The organism is Chryseobacterium sp. CBTAP 102, from assembly GCF_003201365.1.
GTDB lineage: Bacteria > Bacteroidota > Bacteroidia > Flavobacteriales > Weeksellaceae > Chryseobacterium > Chryseobacterium candidae.
The window spans coordinates 1-17,061 of record NZ_QICX01000004.1; the positions used below are offsets into that span (position 1 = coordinate 1).

Annotated in this window: 14 protein-coding genes, 1 tRNA gene and 1 pseudogene; 6 read left to right on the plus strand and 10 right to left on the minus strand. The window is 33.6% G+C overall.

The features are described 5' to 3' along the window. Window positions 1-183, plus strand: a pseudogene (locus C8D70_RS06815) (IS256 family transposase); the annotation flags it as partial. 297 nt (window positions 184-480) lie between these two features. Here C8D70_RS06815 and C8D70_RS06820 read toward each other — a convergent pair. Beyond that, window positions 481-807 carry a transposase gene (locus tag C8D70_RS06820; RefSeq protein WP_076597930.1) on the minus strand — a complete coding sequence of 109 codons (327 nt, stop codon included), beginning with the start codon at window positions 805-807 and terminating at the stop codon, window positions 481-483. A 435-nt stretch (window positions 808-1,242) separates the two neighbouring features. After that, window positions 1,243-1,704 (minus strand): hypothetical protein, encoded by a 462-nt coding sequence (locus tag C8D70_RS06830; RefSeq protein WP_110366827.1) that lies wholly within the window; start codon window positions 1,702-1,704, stop codon window positions 1,243-1,245. Between the two features lie 863 nt (window positions 1,705-2,567). Between C8D70_RS06830 and C8D70_RS06835 the strand changes: the two genes are divergently transcribed. Beyond that, window positions 2,568-3,557 carry a hypothetical protein gene (locus tag C8D70_RS06835; protein WP_110366828.1) on the plus strand — a complete coding sequence of 330 codons (990 nt, stop codon included), beginning with the start codon at window positions 2,568-2,570 and terminating at the stop codon, window positions 3,555-3,557. Window positions 3,558-3,744: 187 nt separating this feature from the next. Next, entirely contained in the window at window positions 3,745-4,383 is a 639-nt protein-coding gene (locus C8D70_RS06840) for a response regulator transcription factor (RefSeq protein ID WP_076597927.1), read from the plus strand. Window positions 4,384-4,532: 149 nt separating this feature from the next. Here C8D70_RS06840 and C8D70_RS06845 read toward each other — a convergent pair whose 3' ends face one another. From C8D70_RS06845 to C8D70_RS06870, 6 genes are all read right to left on the minus strand, one after another. Beyond that, complete coding sequence (locus C8D70_RS06845; protein ID WP_110366829.1) at window positions 4,533-5,657, minus strand: hypothetical protein; 1,125 nt, start codon at window positions 5,655-5,657, stop codon at window positions 4,533-4,535. 510 nt (window positions 5,658-6,167) lie between these two features. Continuing rightward, window positions 6,168-6,305: a hypothetical protein gene (locus C8D70_RS21025; protein ID WP_262509782.1), complete on the minus strand. Its 138-nt coding sequence runs from the start codon at window positions 6,303-6,305 to the stop codon at window positions 6,168-6,170. Window positions 6,306-7,345: 1,040 nt separating this feature from the next. Next, window positions 7,346-7,417, minus strand: a tRNA-Arg gene (locus C8D70_RS06855). A gap of 69 nt (window positions 7,418-7,486) precedes the next feature. Then, window positions 7,487-9,250, minus strand: coding sequence for a TonB-dependent receptor (locus tag C8D70_RS06860; RefSeq protein WP_110366830.1), 1,764 nt, complete (start codon window positions 9,248-9,250; stop codon window positions 7,487-7,489). 35 nt (window positions 9,251-9,285) lie between these two features. After that, a complete protein-coding gene (locus C8D70_RS06865; RefSeq protein WP_110366831.1) occupies window positions 9,286-9,777 on the minus strand; it encodes a hypothetical protein in 492 nt (163 codons plus the stop codon). A 3-nt stretch (window positions 9,778-9,780) separates the two neighbouring features. Beyond that, window positions 9,781-12,744 (minus strand): tetratricopeptide repeat protein, encoded by a 2,964-nt coding sequence (locus C8D70_RS06870; RefSeq protein ID WP_110366832.1) that lies wholly within the window; start codon window positions 12,742-12,744, stop codon window positions 9,781-9,783. 257 nt (window positions 12,745-13,001) lie between these two features. Here C8D70_RS06870 and C8D70_RS06875 point away from each other — a divergent pair, with 257 nt between their 5' ends. The 3 genes from C8D70_RS06875 to C8D70_RS06885 all read left to right on the plus strand — a co-directional run bounded on the left by C8D70_RS06875 (window position 13,002) and on the right by C8D70_RS06885 (window position 15,683). After that, window positions 13,002-13,334, plus strand: a complete 333-nt coding sequence (locus C8D70_RS06875) for a hypothetical protein (RefSeq protein ID WP_181416101.1) — start codon at window positions 13,002-13,004, stop codon at window positions 13,332-13,334. A gap of 170 nt (window positions 13,335-13,504) precedes the next feature. Next, the gene (locus C8D70_RS06880; RefSeq protein ID WP_076597921.1) at window positions 13,505-15,187 is read left to right on the plus strand and encodes an APC family permease; all 1,683 of its coding nucleotides are present in this window, start codon (window positions 13,505-13,507) and stop codon (window positions 15,185-15,187) included. A gap of 157 nt (window positions 15,188-15,344) precedes the next feature. Continuing rightward, window positions 15,345-15,683 (plus strand): DUF962 domain-containing protein, encoded by a 339-nt coding sequence (locus C8D70_RS06885; protein WP_062675236.1) that lies wholly within the window; start codon window positions 15,345-15,347, stop codon window positions 15,681-15,683. Window positions 15,684-16,103: 420 nt separating this feature from the next. Here the strand turns inward: C8D70_RS06885 and C8D70_RS06890 are convergent, their stop codons facing one another. Both C8D70_RS06890 and C8D70_RS06895 read right to left on the minus strand, forming a co-directional pair. Continuing rightward, complete coding sequence (locus tag C8D70_RS06890; RefSeq protein ID WP_110366833.1) at window positions 16,104-16,568, minus strand: hypothetical protein; 465 nt, start codon at window positions 16,566-16,568, stop codon at window positions 16,104-16,106. Window positions 16,569-16,592: 24 nt separating this feature from the next. Next, window positions 16,593-17,048 (minus strand): lipocalin family protein, encoded by a 456-nt coding sequence (locus C8D70_RS06895; protein ID WP_110366834.1) that lies wholly within the window; start codon window positions 17,046-17,048, stop codon window positions 16,593-16,595. Between the last annotated feature and the right edge of the window lie 13 nt (window positions 17,049-17,061).

Sequence of the window (17,061 nt, forward strand, 5' to 3'; positions counted from 1 at the left end):
CTCAACGGAAAAATCAGAAAATACACCAAAAACAAAATGTCTTTTCCTACAGATGATGCCGTCATGAAATCAGTGTATCTCGCTTTAAAAGAAGCTACTAAAAAATGGACAATGCCAATTCAAAATTGGGGTATTGTTCTTAACCAGTTTATGCTTATTTTTGAAGAAAGGCTCAGATTATAAAATCCAAGCCCTGACTTTTTAACTTACACACTTTGTGGGATAGTGTCTTCTAAGTTTTGCATTTTTCAATTTTTAGGAATCGCTACAATTTCTATGTAATATTTAATCATTAATCTTATTAAGTTTTAAAAAAGGAATGTTTGAAGTCAAACATATTACCTGTAAATTTAATGTCTGTAAATAAGAGTACTAAAGCTATTAATTTTTTCCATGCCGTGGAAATTAATAATAAATATTGCTGGAGATACTGTTTAAAACTTAGATAAAAACAAGGTAAATCTACCTAATATAATTCGTTTAAAATATACGCTTCCACTTTGCAATGGTATTTCTGCTTAATTTAAAATGTCTGGCTAACTGACTATTACTTAATTTATACCTCTTTTGATAATCAAGAATTTCAAAAATAGTTTGTTTATCATAGGATTTGAATTTTTGATTTTCAGATAATCTATCATAAAATATAATATTATTAACTTTCAAAATATCAGATAAAGACATTATTTCTTTTGATAGATATCGCTTTACATATTTCAATTTATCCGGGCATTTAGACTCTATAAAATCGTGATAAATCCTTTTATAATCAGGTCCTGTATTTATTATCTGTTCTTGCTTTTCCATTTATTCAATGTTGATTTGGGAATCCTGTAATGATCCATGATTTCTACAGGAGTCTTCTTTTTATCTTTCAAGATCTTCAGTATATAGTCTATCATTTCCTTTGTTTATAAACTTTTCCGGAACTGAGGTAGTTTTGACCTCCCTTCATTTTTATTGTGTCTGGCGACCGGAGGGTACAGGATAAAATGGGTGGGATAGAGAAAAAAAATCATATCTCAATAGTTTTGATCATTTTAGAAGTATATCCACATCCAATGATATCATAGAATACATTTCCAGCATCTCATTTTCTGTTGAATGTAATAATCTACAAATTCTGCTCATATCAATATCTTGTTCATTTACATGCTCATATACCAAAGCACCAATATGAATATCTTTGAAATTTTCCGTTTTCAAAATTTATCTGTATTCAAAAAGCAAAATCTTTTACTTTTATAAGAAATAAGTTCCTGATTTTTCTTTTACTAAATTGTTGGATATATCTCCTAAAAGCTGCTGAGTTTCATTCTCACTACAAAAAGTAATATCAATATTTCTTCTTAATATCCTGCCTGAAGAATTTGAAAAAAGAATTATTAAATATTTACGAAAAGTCCTTTCCTTTATTTCTATCCTTACAATTTTTTTTTGTGGCATTTCAAAGACCTGATATTTTTTCCCACCTGAAAACCATTGATAACTTTTAATGGAAATCACATGTCCTGAATTCTCATATTCGAATATAAACTGGTTTTTTAACCGTCCATATACAAGTAATGCTATTACGAATAAAATTACTAAAACTGAATTGTACCCCAAATACATGTGAATAGTAATAGTCAATAAAAGCAACGCCAATATAATTAACTGAGAAATCATATATTGACTTACTCTTTTTTTATTATTTATTTTCATTAACATTCAATTATTAAAATTTTCTATTCTTATTTATATCCTATCTGTATATTTTTAAAACCAAATGGCGGAAAGTGTCATGCTACGAATTCGAAACTGTAATTAAAAATCTTAATTCATCTAATAACTATATCCTTTGGACTGTACCCTTCAATTTTGTATAAAAACCGGGTTGGTAAGATTTTGTCCTGATGTACATTTTCTAGTCCATATAACAATTCTACACTATCAAACTTGCGTACAATAAAATCGTTTGGATCAAAGGGTTTAAATTTTTCTGCATTTATGGCAGCAACTCTAGAAGTTTAGCAGCAATAATCGGCAGATCTCTAACAGGTGACTGTCTGTTTATACGGAATGTTTTTAGAAATAATATTATATTGATCCCTATACTTCCGGTTTGTGCAAAAAATACAGTCTGGTATATGTAGTGTGCTTTTTGCGATCTTAATCATACCCATTCTTCTTCATACTTATATACTTACTGTTCATCTTTTCTTTATTTAGGATCAATTTATTCTAACCCAAAATTTAATCATATAAACTTGCTGTTTTAATTAAACAAGCGAATTAAAATCACAAATAAGTGAAATAAAATTAAAATTTTACTTTAAATTACATGAATAAATGATAAACTTAAATCACTAAAAGAAAGTAATAATTTCATACTGCAAATATCTGATAACATTGACAAAACATAAAATAATTACTGTAAAGATACATTACTAACGTTGTCATTTTTAATCTAACCGCATGTAGTTTATAAATGTCATTTAATTCTTTAAACAATGAATAATTTTTACTACATTTATATTAATTGAACGGAGTAAACACAAATGCATCAACTACTTTAATTTATACCAATGTCTTTTAAAGCATTCATATTGCTATTCCTATTATGGATACAACTTTGCTATAGCCAAGAAGCAGCTTCTGTATGGTATGACACAGATAATGGACTTCCCAAGAATAGTGTAAAAGATATCATTAAAGATAAATACGGATTTATATGGCTGAGTACGGAAAGCGGCTTAGTACGCCATGATGGAAATAATTTTGTAACCTATAATCATTTTAAGCTTAAAAATAAGAGGTTTTCTGCATTTTTTGGAAATATTGAAAAAGATTCTATTTATGATTTTACGGCTTATACAGAAACCATTGTTTTACTTAGCAAAAGAAATGTAAGCACTGTAAATCATCAGAACAATTGCACAAAAACAGCATTACATGAAATCAAGTTGTATGGATTATTTGTAGAAAATGGAACTCAGGAAAAAACAGATCATAAAGACGTCTTCATTTATTTTGATAAAAAAATAGTCCACATAAAGGAACTTGAAGAAATTATTGCAATAAGAAGCCGGAAAATATCAAAAACATTTTCAAAACATGAATATACCAAGGAACAGTTCCGAAAAGAGAGTTTGCGGCAGAAAAAAATATTGGAGACAATATGTCATGATATTATTACTATTACTCCCATAAAATTATCCATTACAGCACAAAAGCTCTATGAAACTGACGAACATGATCATTGCATACAAAAGAAATATTTCGAAAGTTTCTACACATCTTCTGTAGATTTTTACAATTTTATGAAACCACTAAAGGAATACGCTGAAATTTATAACATTTATGAGGTAATAGAAGCTAAAAAAGCTTTTTCTAAGGTTACAGCTAAAGAGCAAAATCCTCTTATTATCAACAATATTAAAGATCCAACTCGCACAAAAAACAATCAAAAAATGTTTGCTGTTACTATCCATAATCTCATAGACAATGTGGTTAAAAACACCACTAATGGAATCATAGAACTTTCTACTATTGAAGATAGCAGGAATTTTTTCTGAAGCTAAAAGATACACGGAAATGAATAAACAAAGAACAAATGACCTATTATGAAAAACTTATTTTACAAAAACACAGTTTAGGACTGCCTATTATTCTACAGCTTCTCATGAGGATCAATGGTAAAATTGAATTTAAAAATAATACACCCAACGGAACGATAATATGAATTAAATTAAAAAACAAAAAATGACTAGAAAAATTATTATTGCAGATGATCACTTCGTGGTAAGATTAGGTACTACCCTAATTCTTGAATCTCACTACAAAGATGTAACAATTTCCTGTGCAGAATCCTATACTGAACTCACAGAAAAACTATGCGCAGAGTTGTTTGACCTGCTCATCTTAGATATCAATATGCCGGAAAGCAAATATTTGAATATGATTGATGAAATAAAAATAATACAACCCAATCTCAAAATCCTTGTTTTTTCAGTATATGACGATGATATTGCTGTACAGTATATCATTGAGGGAGCTGATGGATATATTAATAAACTATCGGATGAAAACAATATCCTTGAGGCAGTTCAGCAAATATTTGAAACCGGAACGTATTACTCTCAGGATATTGTAAAAAAGCTGGTTTTATCAGCTAAAAAAGATACTCCCATTAATCCACTGGAAACTTTATCCGAAAGAGAAAAGGAAATATTTGATCTGCTGGCTAAAGGTTATGGAAATATTGAAATATCGAATGAGTTAAATCTTCATCTTTCTACTGTAAGTACTTACAAATCGAGAATTTATAAAAAACTGAATATTAAAAACACCGTTGATCTGGTAAGGTTAGGAGATAAAAACAAGATACATAAGCCTAGATAAGCGCCCAATATTAAGGTTTGTCAAAAAAGACCTGCTGAGGAATAACATTGAGGGTATAAAAAAAACGGAATAGGTATTCCGTTTTTTTTAATATCCTGTATTCTATCAGAATAGTAAAGTTATTATAGCAATTGTTACAAATGTTTTTTTCATTTAGTTTTCTTTTGTAATTGTTGGGTCAGGTTAATTAGTTCATTAATTTGTCCTCTTTGAGAGTCAATCTGTGCTTGCTGCTTTATAACATGCAAATAAAGTTCTTCTACCTTCTCCAGAGTCTGGGTTGAAAGCTCTGATAAATTAAATGAATAAAGGCCATTTTCCGTTTTTGCTAAATCATTAATAGAAGTTACACCAGGTAAATGATTGTTCTCTTTGATAAATTTTTCAGTATCATAAATATTCAAAAATTTATATTTAGAATTCAGTAAAGATTTCCCAGTATAATATTCTTCAAATACATAATCAGGATAAGTAGCTGTAGCAGTTTTAATACTTCCGTTTACATTTAATTTTTCTGAACCAAAAGCAGGTTCCGTACCATGCCCTACTGCCAGATTATTAATTGCTCTAATATTCCCTGCTGGCGAAATATGCATTCGTACCTGGCCTAAAGCATCTCCAGCCGATGTTGTTATAAAATCTATTCCGGTAGGAACATGTGTACTGCTGGTTCCTAAAGAAAGGGATGTACTTTTTCCGGTAGCTAGCATCTGTGCTGCCGAATTGGTATCACAATAGATAAATAAAGAATAATTTCCGTTATTGGAAAACCCCATTGAAGATCTTGTTCCTATACCAGAATCCTGCACTATACCAACGCCGGCACTATTATTAATGGTTGTAGTTTGTTGATTCACGAATATCAGATCCTTTCCATCCTGAGTAACCGTTCTGGTATTGGTAAGAGTACCATCTGCATTATAAATATTATTATAGATCAGTTTTTGCCATGCTGTACCATCAAAATAGTAATACCCAATACTGTCGATATTAAGCCTGGGTCCTGTATTATCACCAGCTGAAATATCTGTTATGTATATCAATGTTCCTTTTTGATTGGTTCCGTAAAGAGTATCTCCTTTAGCAGAAAGCTGTGCGCGGGTAAGTCTTGGTGCCTGAAGTCCGTCAATATCAGTATTTCCTAGTTTTCCATTGACATCCAATGTGGAATTAGGTGCTGTAGTGTTAATCCCTACCCCTGTTTTCTGTGCAAAAATGCCAGAAGAGGCTACCAATAGGGCTGCAGTTAATAAAGTTGTTAAATTTTTTTTCATTGCTTTAATTTTAGTGTTTAAACTTTTGAAGTGAAAAATATAGGACTGTTAAGTAAATCCAATTAAACCTGGCCAATACCAGCACAAAACTGATCAACACACCTTTATGTTGAAATGGAATAAGAAAAAACTAGATTCTTTGTTTAAGAATAAACAAAAAAGTGGAATTAAAATCTTTATAAAGGCCGTGTAATTTTAGATAGATGTAGTGTTCTACGGATGGCTTCTGTTACTATTTTTTAAGAGTTTAAATATATTTTACTTTTCTTCTATTTGCATTTTTATTACTGAATTAATGGTTCTCTTGTTTTCAAGAATTAAACTCATTCATTTTGATAGTGCAAATTTAAAACAGAGAAAACAAAAAAATAAGCTTACTGTGTAAAAATAAATTACCATATATGTAGTATTGCATCCTATCTATGTAGTTTTAAAACTACATAATTCTGTAAATAGTGAAATATAAATGAAAAGTTATGGATGATCTGCAGATGTATAGGCTACATAACATTATTTCGTTTCTGTATCAAAATTGGCATATCTGATATTCACAACTACCATAGCAGATAACGATCTTTCCTGGCGGAGTTGATGTGCCAGTTGTTCAGTCATTCCGGAAATCAATCTTTTAAACTCTTTAATATCCATTTTGTCACTGCTAAATATTCTCTTTTTGGAAATGGATTTTCTTTCTGAATAAGGAATCACTGTGACTCATCAATTCTGTTTGATTTTCTCAAAAAATCAGTTACATTCTTACCGATCATTTACTATAAAACTTCAACCGTATTTCCATGACACAACGCCCTTTTCTCCATCGCCTATTATCAGGTTCAATTCCGTTGAGTTCATAGTTCACAAACCTCTCGCAGTATACAAAAAAAGTTTCCAGAACCATATGTACAATTCACCGTTCCGTTTTACAAAATCAGATATATTTTTAATCAAATATGATAATAAATATTAATATATTTCATATAAATCTTTCTACAATAAACTAAAATCCTTTATAAGACAGAATTTGCCCCCCACAAAAAATCCCCAGATAATTCCGGGGATAAAAACTAATAACCATGAAAACTCAAAAAAATGAGCTGCATCTTGATATACGATAAATTTTAAAAATTGGTTTTTATAGGATACAAACAAAAACCTCCCGGCGAACCAGGAGGAGAAAGTAAAAAATGAATTATAAGTTAAATGATTCGGTGTTAAATAAAATTTACCTTAAAAACTTCTATTATCATTAACAACGCTTATGCCAATAATATCACTGTTTAAAGAAATCTGCCATTTTGTGGTATATTTTAAATAAAAACCTCCCATTACAGCAGGAGGTTGAATACATATAATCCGAAATTAAAAATAAATCGAACAATTTAAAGATACGTAAAAAAAATTTCACAAACCAGTGATGTGGTATGTAAAATCACTTATTGCTATCACTCTACGGGAAACCGTAAGATAGATCAGTTCAAACTGTCTGTATATTGGCTTCTTAACAATTAAAAACAATAACTCATGAGTTTGATATTTTATCACATATACATCAAGAGAAAGATTTAGCATTAATAATACAAAACGCAATTGAAGATGAATTTAGTGGTTTTGTAAAAGTATCTGTTTCATCAGACGAAAAGACTATTCTCGAGGTGATATAATAAAAAAGCTCCTAAAAAGGAGCTTTGTGACCGCAGAAGGATTCGAACCCTCACTGTCGGAGCCGAAATCCGAAGTTCTATCCATTAAACTATGCAGCCGTATTGATAAGTAATAAATGATAAGTAATGAGTAATACCTGATTACTTATCATCATTGCCTTTTATGTTTTAGAAAGTAATTTTCACGCCTCCCAGAATCTGTGCACCTAAGACTTTGTAGCCTTTGTACGTCTGGTATTTTGAACTCAGAAGATTATTTCCGAGTGCGAAAATACTGAAATTTTTGTGAATTTTATACTCTGCGGAAAGATTTAAATCAGCATACCCGCCAACTTTATCATTTGTATTCTCCGTAGACTGATAAATTACGTTCGGAGCGCCTAATGCTTCAATTGCATAAGAGTTTGTAGTTCTGTCACTTGCAAAGATCCCTTTGAATCCAAGCAATAATTTCTTGTCAAGCATCGTATATTTAGCTCCGATGCTCGCATTGAACAAAGGAACGTTATAAATATTGTCGTAAGTCTTCAGATCGTACTTTGTGAACCTTAATTCTCCATCGATAATAAGGTTGGCCAATGGGAAATACTGTACACTTCCTTTGATATCGCTTACATTACCGTCATCATAAACCGCAGAGAATGTATTGGCGAAATTGTACGCAGAACGATTAACAGAATTGTTATCGAAAAGACCGTTAGCCTTAAAGAACATAATATCTCTCATTTTTCCGTACCCTGCAGAGAAGTCATATTTCAGCGTTTCATCAATGTCCCCTCTCAATCCTACATAAAAATGATATTTCGTCTCTGTAGGCTTTAAAAACTGGTCAGAAAGAATAAATGGATTGGTCTGTAACATATCTCCATACGTATTCAGCTTCAGACCACCGTCTACCCCTCCATAGAATTTAAATTCATTAGCTGCAGCAAACTGAAATTCTGCCTGTGGAAACCAGTAGGTCTTATTGTTTTTCACTTGTTCCATCTGATCGTTGGAATTCTTAGCATTCAGGAAAGAGAATGAAGAACCCAGCATCAAATAAGAGTCTCCTTTTCTGAACGTCACTTTCGGAGTCAGATTAGTATTGAAGAAATTGGAAGAATTTTTATCTCTGATTGCAAAGTCTGTCTTCACAGCATCTAACCCTACTCCCAGATCAGCATTCAGATTGATTCCAGATTTTCCTAATTCAACAGCATGCTTGGAGAAGTTAGCAAGAATGGAAACCTGGTTTTCTGAAGCATCAAAATGATCTTTCAGGAATGATGATTTTACTCTTACATCATTTAAGATTTCATTGGAGTAAAAATCATAGTACCCGTTTACTTTAAACTGATTGACCTTTTGCTTCAGATCAAGCTCTCCGGTAGGCTGCATGGCATAAATTCCGTAGTAATTATAGCTGTCTAAGCCATATTCAGCGTTAAGGTTGAACTTCCCCTTTTCTCCGTAAGAGTTTAAGAAAGCACCAACATTGGCTGAAGTCTGTCCGGATTTCCAATCGTAATCTTTTTTAAGACCATTGGTGGAAAGAATGTGAACATCTGCTCCTACTTCAAGCTTATTTTCAAGGGTTTTTGAAACATTTCCGTCTACCAGAACTTTCCCGTAATTACCCATTCCGAACTGGAAATAGTTATTCTGAGCGGTTCCGTCAAATTTTGGAGCTACATCTTCTCCCTGAATGGTTGACGTTTTGAAGTCTGAAACAGCAGGAACATCCGTGATGGTATATTTCACAGGAGTCTGTGATTTCTCTTCCGGCGGATAATTTTTAATGGTTTCCACAGAAGTCTTCTTCTTCTCGATCTTCTTCACTTCCGGTTCCCTCTTTTTGTTAAGAACCAGTTTTTCCTCCTTGATCTGGGAAAACGCCACTGACGAAATTCCTAAAAATAATATGGATAATATTTGAATCTTCTTGTTCATATTTTCTTTATTTGAAAAAAATATATAACGGGTTTTTATTTACTGGAAGCCATATAACTGCCCAATAAAGCTTTGCCCGACTGTTTTGAAAAAGTTCTCCCCAGTCTGAATATATTAAACAGCCAAAGGCTTTGATAAACTTGTAATTTGTATTGATAATTTTTCGCTGTATTGTTCTCAGCAATATCATAACTGTAGGAAATAGTATACGGAAATCCGGAAGGCAGTAATCCGACGGTAAGCATACTTCCAATCATTGGGTTTCCACAATGAGGAGTATAGGTTTTCATCGGGTGCAGTGTTATTTTAGCCGCATAACTGCTGTCTTCTACAATTTCATAAATGTCGGAATGTTTTAAAATTTTAAATTCTTCCTCAAGATCCTTGTTCACTACAAAAGCTTTTTGCTTTTTGAAATCAGCTTTTGCATGGTTATACTCCCTTGGATATGCAATATACGACGGAATGCAGCTCCAGAGAGAAGTAGAAATCAAAAAAGAATATAGGGCAATTTTAAACACCTTCATGTATTATTTCTTAATCAGTTTTTTAACTTCTTTAGCTTCTGCTACGATCTCAGGGAAATCTTTGTAGTTCGCAATGATCTGATCGCAGGTATAACTTGCCTGATAGTTATCCTTCAGACCGATATAGTTTTTCGCCATCAATACAAGGGCTTTTGCTCCCCAGAATTCTTCCGAAGCATAGTTATTAGCCAGCTTGAAGATCGTTTCATTAGAAGACTTAAATGCCTTTCCTTTGTTCTGATAATAGGCTTTAGCATACAAAGCTTCCGCTGCTACCGAAGTATTGGATGATTTTTCAAGAGAAGCATAAGCTGCCTGTGCATCTTTATCTTTTCCTGAGTTCATCAGACTTCTTGCTTTGATTACTTTCGCAGTTTCAATAACGGCCGCTGAGTTTTTAGAATTCGCAATAACTGCGTTGGCTAATTTTTCAGCTTCAGAGAAATTATTTTCTTGTGCGTACAGTTTCATCAGCTCTACATTCGCATAGTTTTTAATGCTGATGTTGGAAGAGTTTTTAATGCCTTCAAGATACTTTTTCGCTTCCGCAGTATTGCCTTGTGCAATAAAGATCTGAGCTAAACGGGTTTGTGCGTCATCCTGGTAATCATTCTGAATTCCAGCCACTTCCTGAAGAACAAGTAAAGCTTTGGTTGAATTATTTGTCTGATAGTAACTTTCTCCCAATTCATATTTCGCCTGATACAATCCTTCACCTGTAGGGTTCTGTGTCAGATACTTTTCGTAGTAAGAAATGGCATTTTTATAATCTTTCTTAGCAAACAACTGCTTACCTGTAGATAAGTTGATCTCATCAATTTCAGCAGCATCTACATCTACCCCTATATTTCTTGCGAAAGTTTCATATCCTGAAACATCTCCGTTTTTCGTGAAGATCGGTTTTGCCGCCTGCACCACTTTCTGGGCATAAGCTGTATTTTTATACTGCTCGCCCAAAGATTTCAATTCGGAAAGTGCTTTTTCATTCTGATTCTGATCAATATAATTCTGCGCTCTGTAGATAGAAGCATTCGCGATCAGATCTTTGTCAGAAGAACCTTTAATTACTTTTCCGAAATAATCATTGGAATTGGCAAAATCATCCTGAGCAGCATATGCTGTTCCTATTTCATATTGAGCATCATCGTAATATTCAGAGTCCGGATATTTGGATAAAAGGTTTTTAAGGTTAGTAATCTTTGCCTGAGTATCTCCTTTGAATCCTAAAGCCATTGCTTTCTGATACAAAGTATAATCCGTAGCATCTTCATTTTTATCATAGATAGCGATTGCCTCGTTCAGATCATTGTTGGCATAATGGATATCTGCAAGACGAAGTTCTGCATCGTTTTTAAACTCCGGTTTCGGATTGGCAAGATATTGTTTGAAGTACGTTTCTGCCTGATCAAATTTCTTAGATTTGAAATAGGCATATCCCAAATCGTAAGGCAGCTGTTGTTTTTCAGGGAAGCTTTCAGTAAGAAGCTTTTCATATCGAACAATAGCAGACGGATAATTTCCTTTCTGGTAATATACCTGTGCCAGCCAGTATAAAGCTCTGCTGTTGAATTCTTTATTGATGTTAAAGCCAAGACTTCTTAAGAAATATTTCTCAGCTTCATCATAATTTCCTTTGTTGAACTCTTCAGTCCCTAATAAATAAGAAACCTCCTGATCTACTTTGTTGATCTCAGGAGTAGAACTCTGCAGCCTGTCAATAGCATTCAGCGTTTCTTTATAGTTTCCGGAATACAGATACGATTTCACCAATAATGATCTCATTTCTGTGGCATTGGCACCATTCTGATTTTCGTTGATATAACTTTGGATCACCGCCGAAGGACTTTCAAACGGGTTACCGATATCGTAACTTAATTTAGCGTACTGTTCATGAGCCAGCTTTTTCACTTTTACATCATAATCCATCTGGTAAGAAGAACGGAATGCAGAAAGCGCTTCCTGCTTTTTATCTACAGCCAGATAAGCATTTCCTAACTGGTAGTAAGCATTTTGTGCTAAAGCAGAATTACTGTTGAGAAGCTGGTTGTAATAAGAAACCGCTTCATCGTATTTTTTAAGCTGTGCTGCCACAAATCCCATCTCATACAAATCGTTTTCGGATGGATTCTGCTGTACACTCAGATAATCTTTCAAATGTGGGTAAGCAGAGCTGTAATCATTCTTCATGAAATAACTCTCCCCGATGATCTTATGTACTTCTGCTTTATAAGAATCTGAAATATTTTCGTTTAACAAAGCTGTTCCTTCTGTAATAGCCTGATTGTAATTCTTATCATTATAGTACATCTGTACATAATAAGGACGAACAAGCTTTGAGAATTTATCCTGATCTTTAATAGAATCAAAATACTGGAACGCTTTATCATTTTGCCTGTTGCTGTAATATAAATGCCCCAACATATAAGCAATATCTCCTTTTTGAGACTGGTCTGCTGTTTTATAAGCTTCTTCAAGGGCATCAGTAGCTCCTTTGGAATCACCCATCATGAATTTTGCATATCCAAGCTTCAGAATATACTGGGTATTTTCCTCTTTTGAAAGCTGATACTGATTCACTTTCTTAAGTGTTTCCAGTGCTTTGTCAAAGTCTTTTTTTGCTAAATAATAATCAGCCAGCGGAAGATTAGCCTGAGCAAAATAAGCAGAATCAGGATATTCTTTCATGAAAGCCGTTAATCCTTCTTCAGCATGATTTTTCTGAAGAATCACACCAATCACATTATCAAAAAACTGCGCAGCTTCCTTTTTTGAACGGGACAAATTCTGATTGTAGAAGTATTGTCTTGCATATTCGTATTGGGAAGCATTGTATATTTTGGTCTGATAAAGATTTTCGGCTAGATTGAACCTGTAATTTTCTTTCTGGGTAAAATATTGAGACTGTTGAGCATCGGAGATTCCGAAATAAATTACAGCAGCCGCTAAAAGTATTTTTTTTGATTTCATTCTTCTTAATATAAGAAAATTAGTCTAAATAAGGTAACGAAAATATTAAAAACTTATTGTTTAAGCAAGTTTTAACAGCGTTAATGGATGTTAATACTTATTTCATAACAATGAAAATTTTCTCACTGTACAATGATAAAATTTACTACTTTCGTTTGATAAAATGTAAACAATTTTAATAAACAGTTATCAAAAACATACGTTAATTTGATACTTTTTCAAAAGCAGCTAAAAACATACCATAAACACACCATCTTATGAAATTTAAGATTCTTTTAGCATTAATTTTTGTAAACCTTCTGCAGGCACAAAAATTTTACTTCCCAAAGAAAGCTGTAAATGACTCTCTTATATTGGAAGAGCAGATACCCGTACTTGCCCGGCAAGTGATTTCCCAACTTCAGTCCGCAAAGTATAAACCTGAAAACACGGTTGACCTTATGGATAATCTTTTCCGTTTGCAGATGGTCGCTCAGGATTATAAAAATTCACTGGTTTCTCTTGCTGAAAAAAAGATTTTGACACGGATACTTATCTGTACCAGATTTTGCCGGATGGGAAGTCCTCTCTTCTGTCAACTCATATTGTAAGAGCCAGCTATGCGAAGAATAATGAAAAACGACAGCTTTGTGGAAATCCCTGTTTATAGAGACTAAAACTTTTTGTTTGAGTATTTTTACCCAAATGTTCTTAACAACTGTTAACATCAAAATAAAAAATCATTACATTTGCTTTTTTTCAAATCAAATATAGTTATTGAATGAGTCAACTTTTTAGAAGAAAAATCTATTCAGATACAGATACTTCAACGGGGCTTTTAAGAGTCTTGGGTGTATGGGACATTGTATTCTTTGGTATCGCGGCTATTATAGGAGCTGGGAGTTTCAGCAGTTTGGGAGAAGCCGTTTTCAGAGGCGGTCCCGGTGTTATCCTACTATATTTGATTTGCGGTTTTGCCTGTGGCTTTACCGCTTTATGCTACGCTGAATTTGCCAGCAGAATTCCTACTGCAGGTTCTGCCTACACGTATGCTTATGCCAGTTTTGGGGAACTGATTGCCTGGGTAATCGGATGGGCTCTGATCATGGAATATTCTTTCGGGAATATTTACGTAGCCTTTTCGTGGTCGGATTATTTTACGAGTTTCTTAGGACGCCTCGGAATGCATATTCCTGATTATCTGACCTGCAGCTATACTGAAGCAAGGAAAGCCGTTCAATATGGTTCAGAAAACAAAGAACTGTTAAATGCATGGAAAACAGCACCATTGATTGGAAGTTTGAAATTCATTGTAGATATTCCGGCATTGGTTATTAACGGTTTAATCACATGGCTTTGTTATGTGGGAGTAAAAGAAAGTAAAAACTTCAACAACTCTCTGGTTATCTTAAAGCTTGGGGTCATTATATTGGTTATTCTTGTCGGTTTTGCTTATATTAATACTGACAACTGGACTCCTGTAAGTCCTGCAACCGGAACTCCATCCTTTATGCCGAATGGTTTTGCCGGGGTAATGAGCGCCGTATCCGGAGTATTCTTTGCCTATATCGGATTTGATGCCTTAAGTGTACTTTCTGAAGAGACCAAAGATCCGCAAAAGACCCTGCCAAAAGGAATGATTATTTCTCTTGTCCTGTGTACGGTAATCTATATCGCTTTGACACTGGTATTAACAGGGATGGTAGATTACAAGAAATTTGATGGTGTAGGAGATCCTCTTTCATTCATATTTGAAAAAACAAATGCCAATGTAGCCTGGATGGAACTTGTGGTTTCCTTCGTTGCCATTGTAGCTATTACAACCGTATTATTGGTTTTCCAGATGGGACAGCCGAGAATCTGGTACGCTATGAGCCGTGACGGACTGATGCCTGCAAGATTCCAAAAGGTACATCCAAAGTATAAAACACCTTCCTATGCAACTGTGGTTACCGGAATTGTAGTAGGTATTCCTATCCTGTTTACAGATAAAACTTTTATCCTTGATTTTACAAGTATCGGAACTATTTTCGCTTTTGTACTGGTATGCGCGGGAGTACTTCTACTTCCTGCCAAGGAAAAAATCAAAGGCAGATTTCACCTTCCTTATGTGAATGGTAAAATTATTTTCCCGGTTATTTTCATCGGTGGCTTACTGGCTTTCTACAAATGGCAGCCGGAGTTTTTTGACAATCTGATGAACTGGTCAGATCCTAATGAAGGAGAATTCAGAGCTTCTATTTTCTTCTTTATTATCATCAACCTGATTCTATGTGTTGTAGCTTTTATCAAGAATCTATCATTAATTCCATTGATTGGATTAAGTTCATGTCTGTATCTTCTTACGGGAATGAGCCATGAGAACTGGTTCTGGTTTGGAATGTGGTTCCTGATCGGTATGGTTATTTATTTCTGCTACGGATACAAAAACAGCAAGCTTGGAAAAGAACTAAAGAAGAGTTAAATAAGCAATAAACAAAATTGCGAAAAGGCAAAATGGCAGAAAGGTTACTCTGATGGAGAAACTGATTTGCAATTTTGCCTTTTTTATTTTTTACCCTCTGATAAAAATCGGCAGAATTATTGCTTTAGCTTCATTAAGAACCCATAAACTAACCGCCATGGCTGAAAGAATCAAAACATACAGAGAGTTTTATCAGTTTTATCTTACTGAACACAGTAAAACAGGTACCCGTATTTTTCATTTTATCGGAACGTTTCTCGTATTTTTCGTTATATGGTATGTCATCAGTTCCGGAAAAGAAAGATTTCTTTGGTATATCCCGATTGTAGGCTATGGATTTGCCTGGTTCAGTCATGCTGTGATTGAGAAAAACAAACCGGCTACTTTTAAATATCCTTTATGGTCTTTAATTTCGGACTTCAGACTGTTTTTTGAACTATTAATCGGGAAGCAGAAATTCTTTACCTCCAATAACCAGCCTCAAAATCAGGAATAACTTTAAAACTTTCTGATTCTTTTTTTAGTTTTGGAAAACGCAAAAGTATAAGAGTTTTTTACATTCCGTATATTTTTTAAAGAGAAAGAACATTTCTACTGCGCTTAATACGAGATTTTCAGCAGGTGATGATATTATTTTCCCTCTTAGATTATGCAGATTATGCGGATTTTTTTTAATAATATCTGCCTGGTTTCCAAGAGTTGTAAAGGATATTAAAGTTTAGATTCCTTGCTCTGCCCGGAATGACAAAAATGCTGGTGAAATCTCTGTGTCATTTTTAAAGAAGTACAATTTTATCGGAGATAAAATCTTTGTGTCTTAAAAACATATAGTTTGTAAAATTCCTGCATCATTGCGTTTTCCAACTAGCAGCTTTATGAATAATATTGAGATTGCTTCACCTTCGGTTCGCAATGATTATAATTCAGTGGGATTTTGATTATTTGTATACATCCTCTTCCCTATTAAATATCCCAATGAAGGCAAGATAAATGATAATACTACAGGTATTATTAATGACAAACCCGATCCCTCAAGAATAACCGTTAGAGGAAAAAGATAACCGTTATAAACAATAAGTGCCAATGTAAAAAGAAAACTGTCACTGTTACCTGTAGAAAGAATATTAAAATCGTTTCCAAACTGATCAAACAAACCGGAACAAACGAATAAGAAAACATTCACAAAAAACATCCACAGAACGGTTCTGTAGATCATCCTTTTCTTTGCATTCAGATATCCTGCGAAGATCAGAAAGAGAGATAAAGTTCCGGAAACAGCATAATCCATTCCTGATACCTCAACTTCACTACCTGCTCTTCCAAAGAAATACATGGCATACAATATCAGATTCACGAGATAGATAACCGTTACATAATTCATACATCAAAAATTTTACATTTATAATCAAAATTGTTTTTCAAGAATATCATAGTGAACCGTGTTGGCTATTTTTTCAGAGAAAGCATCTCCATTTAATTTTTTCTGTTCAGGAATATAGCTGGAAAAGGTTATTGTATGATCTTTATTTATCGTTACTTCCACTTCTTCAAGAATATTCTGGTCATCCACATAAAACTGAATTCTGTTGTCTACAATCCTCCAAAAAGAAAGCCTCGGTTCTGAAGGCCTGCAATCGCCAGATTTTCCTTCTATATAGTTATAAATAGCAAAACCATCTTCCCTGATCGCATAATTCCTCATTAAACGGCAGTTATCAAATTCTTTTACCACTTTCTTTTGATCTTCATAAAATCCGGCTTCCTTTAGTTTCCAGAATCCTGTAACGTTCTCTTGGGTTAAATTTTGAGCACTGACAAGAGAAACAGCTGTAAAAGGAGCAAGAAAAAATATCTTATGCATAATGAAATTTGTG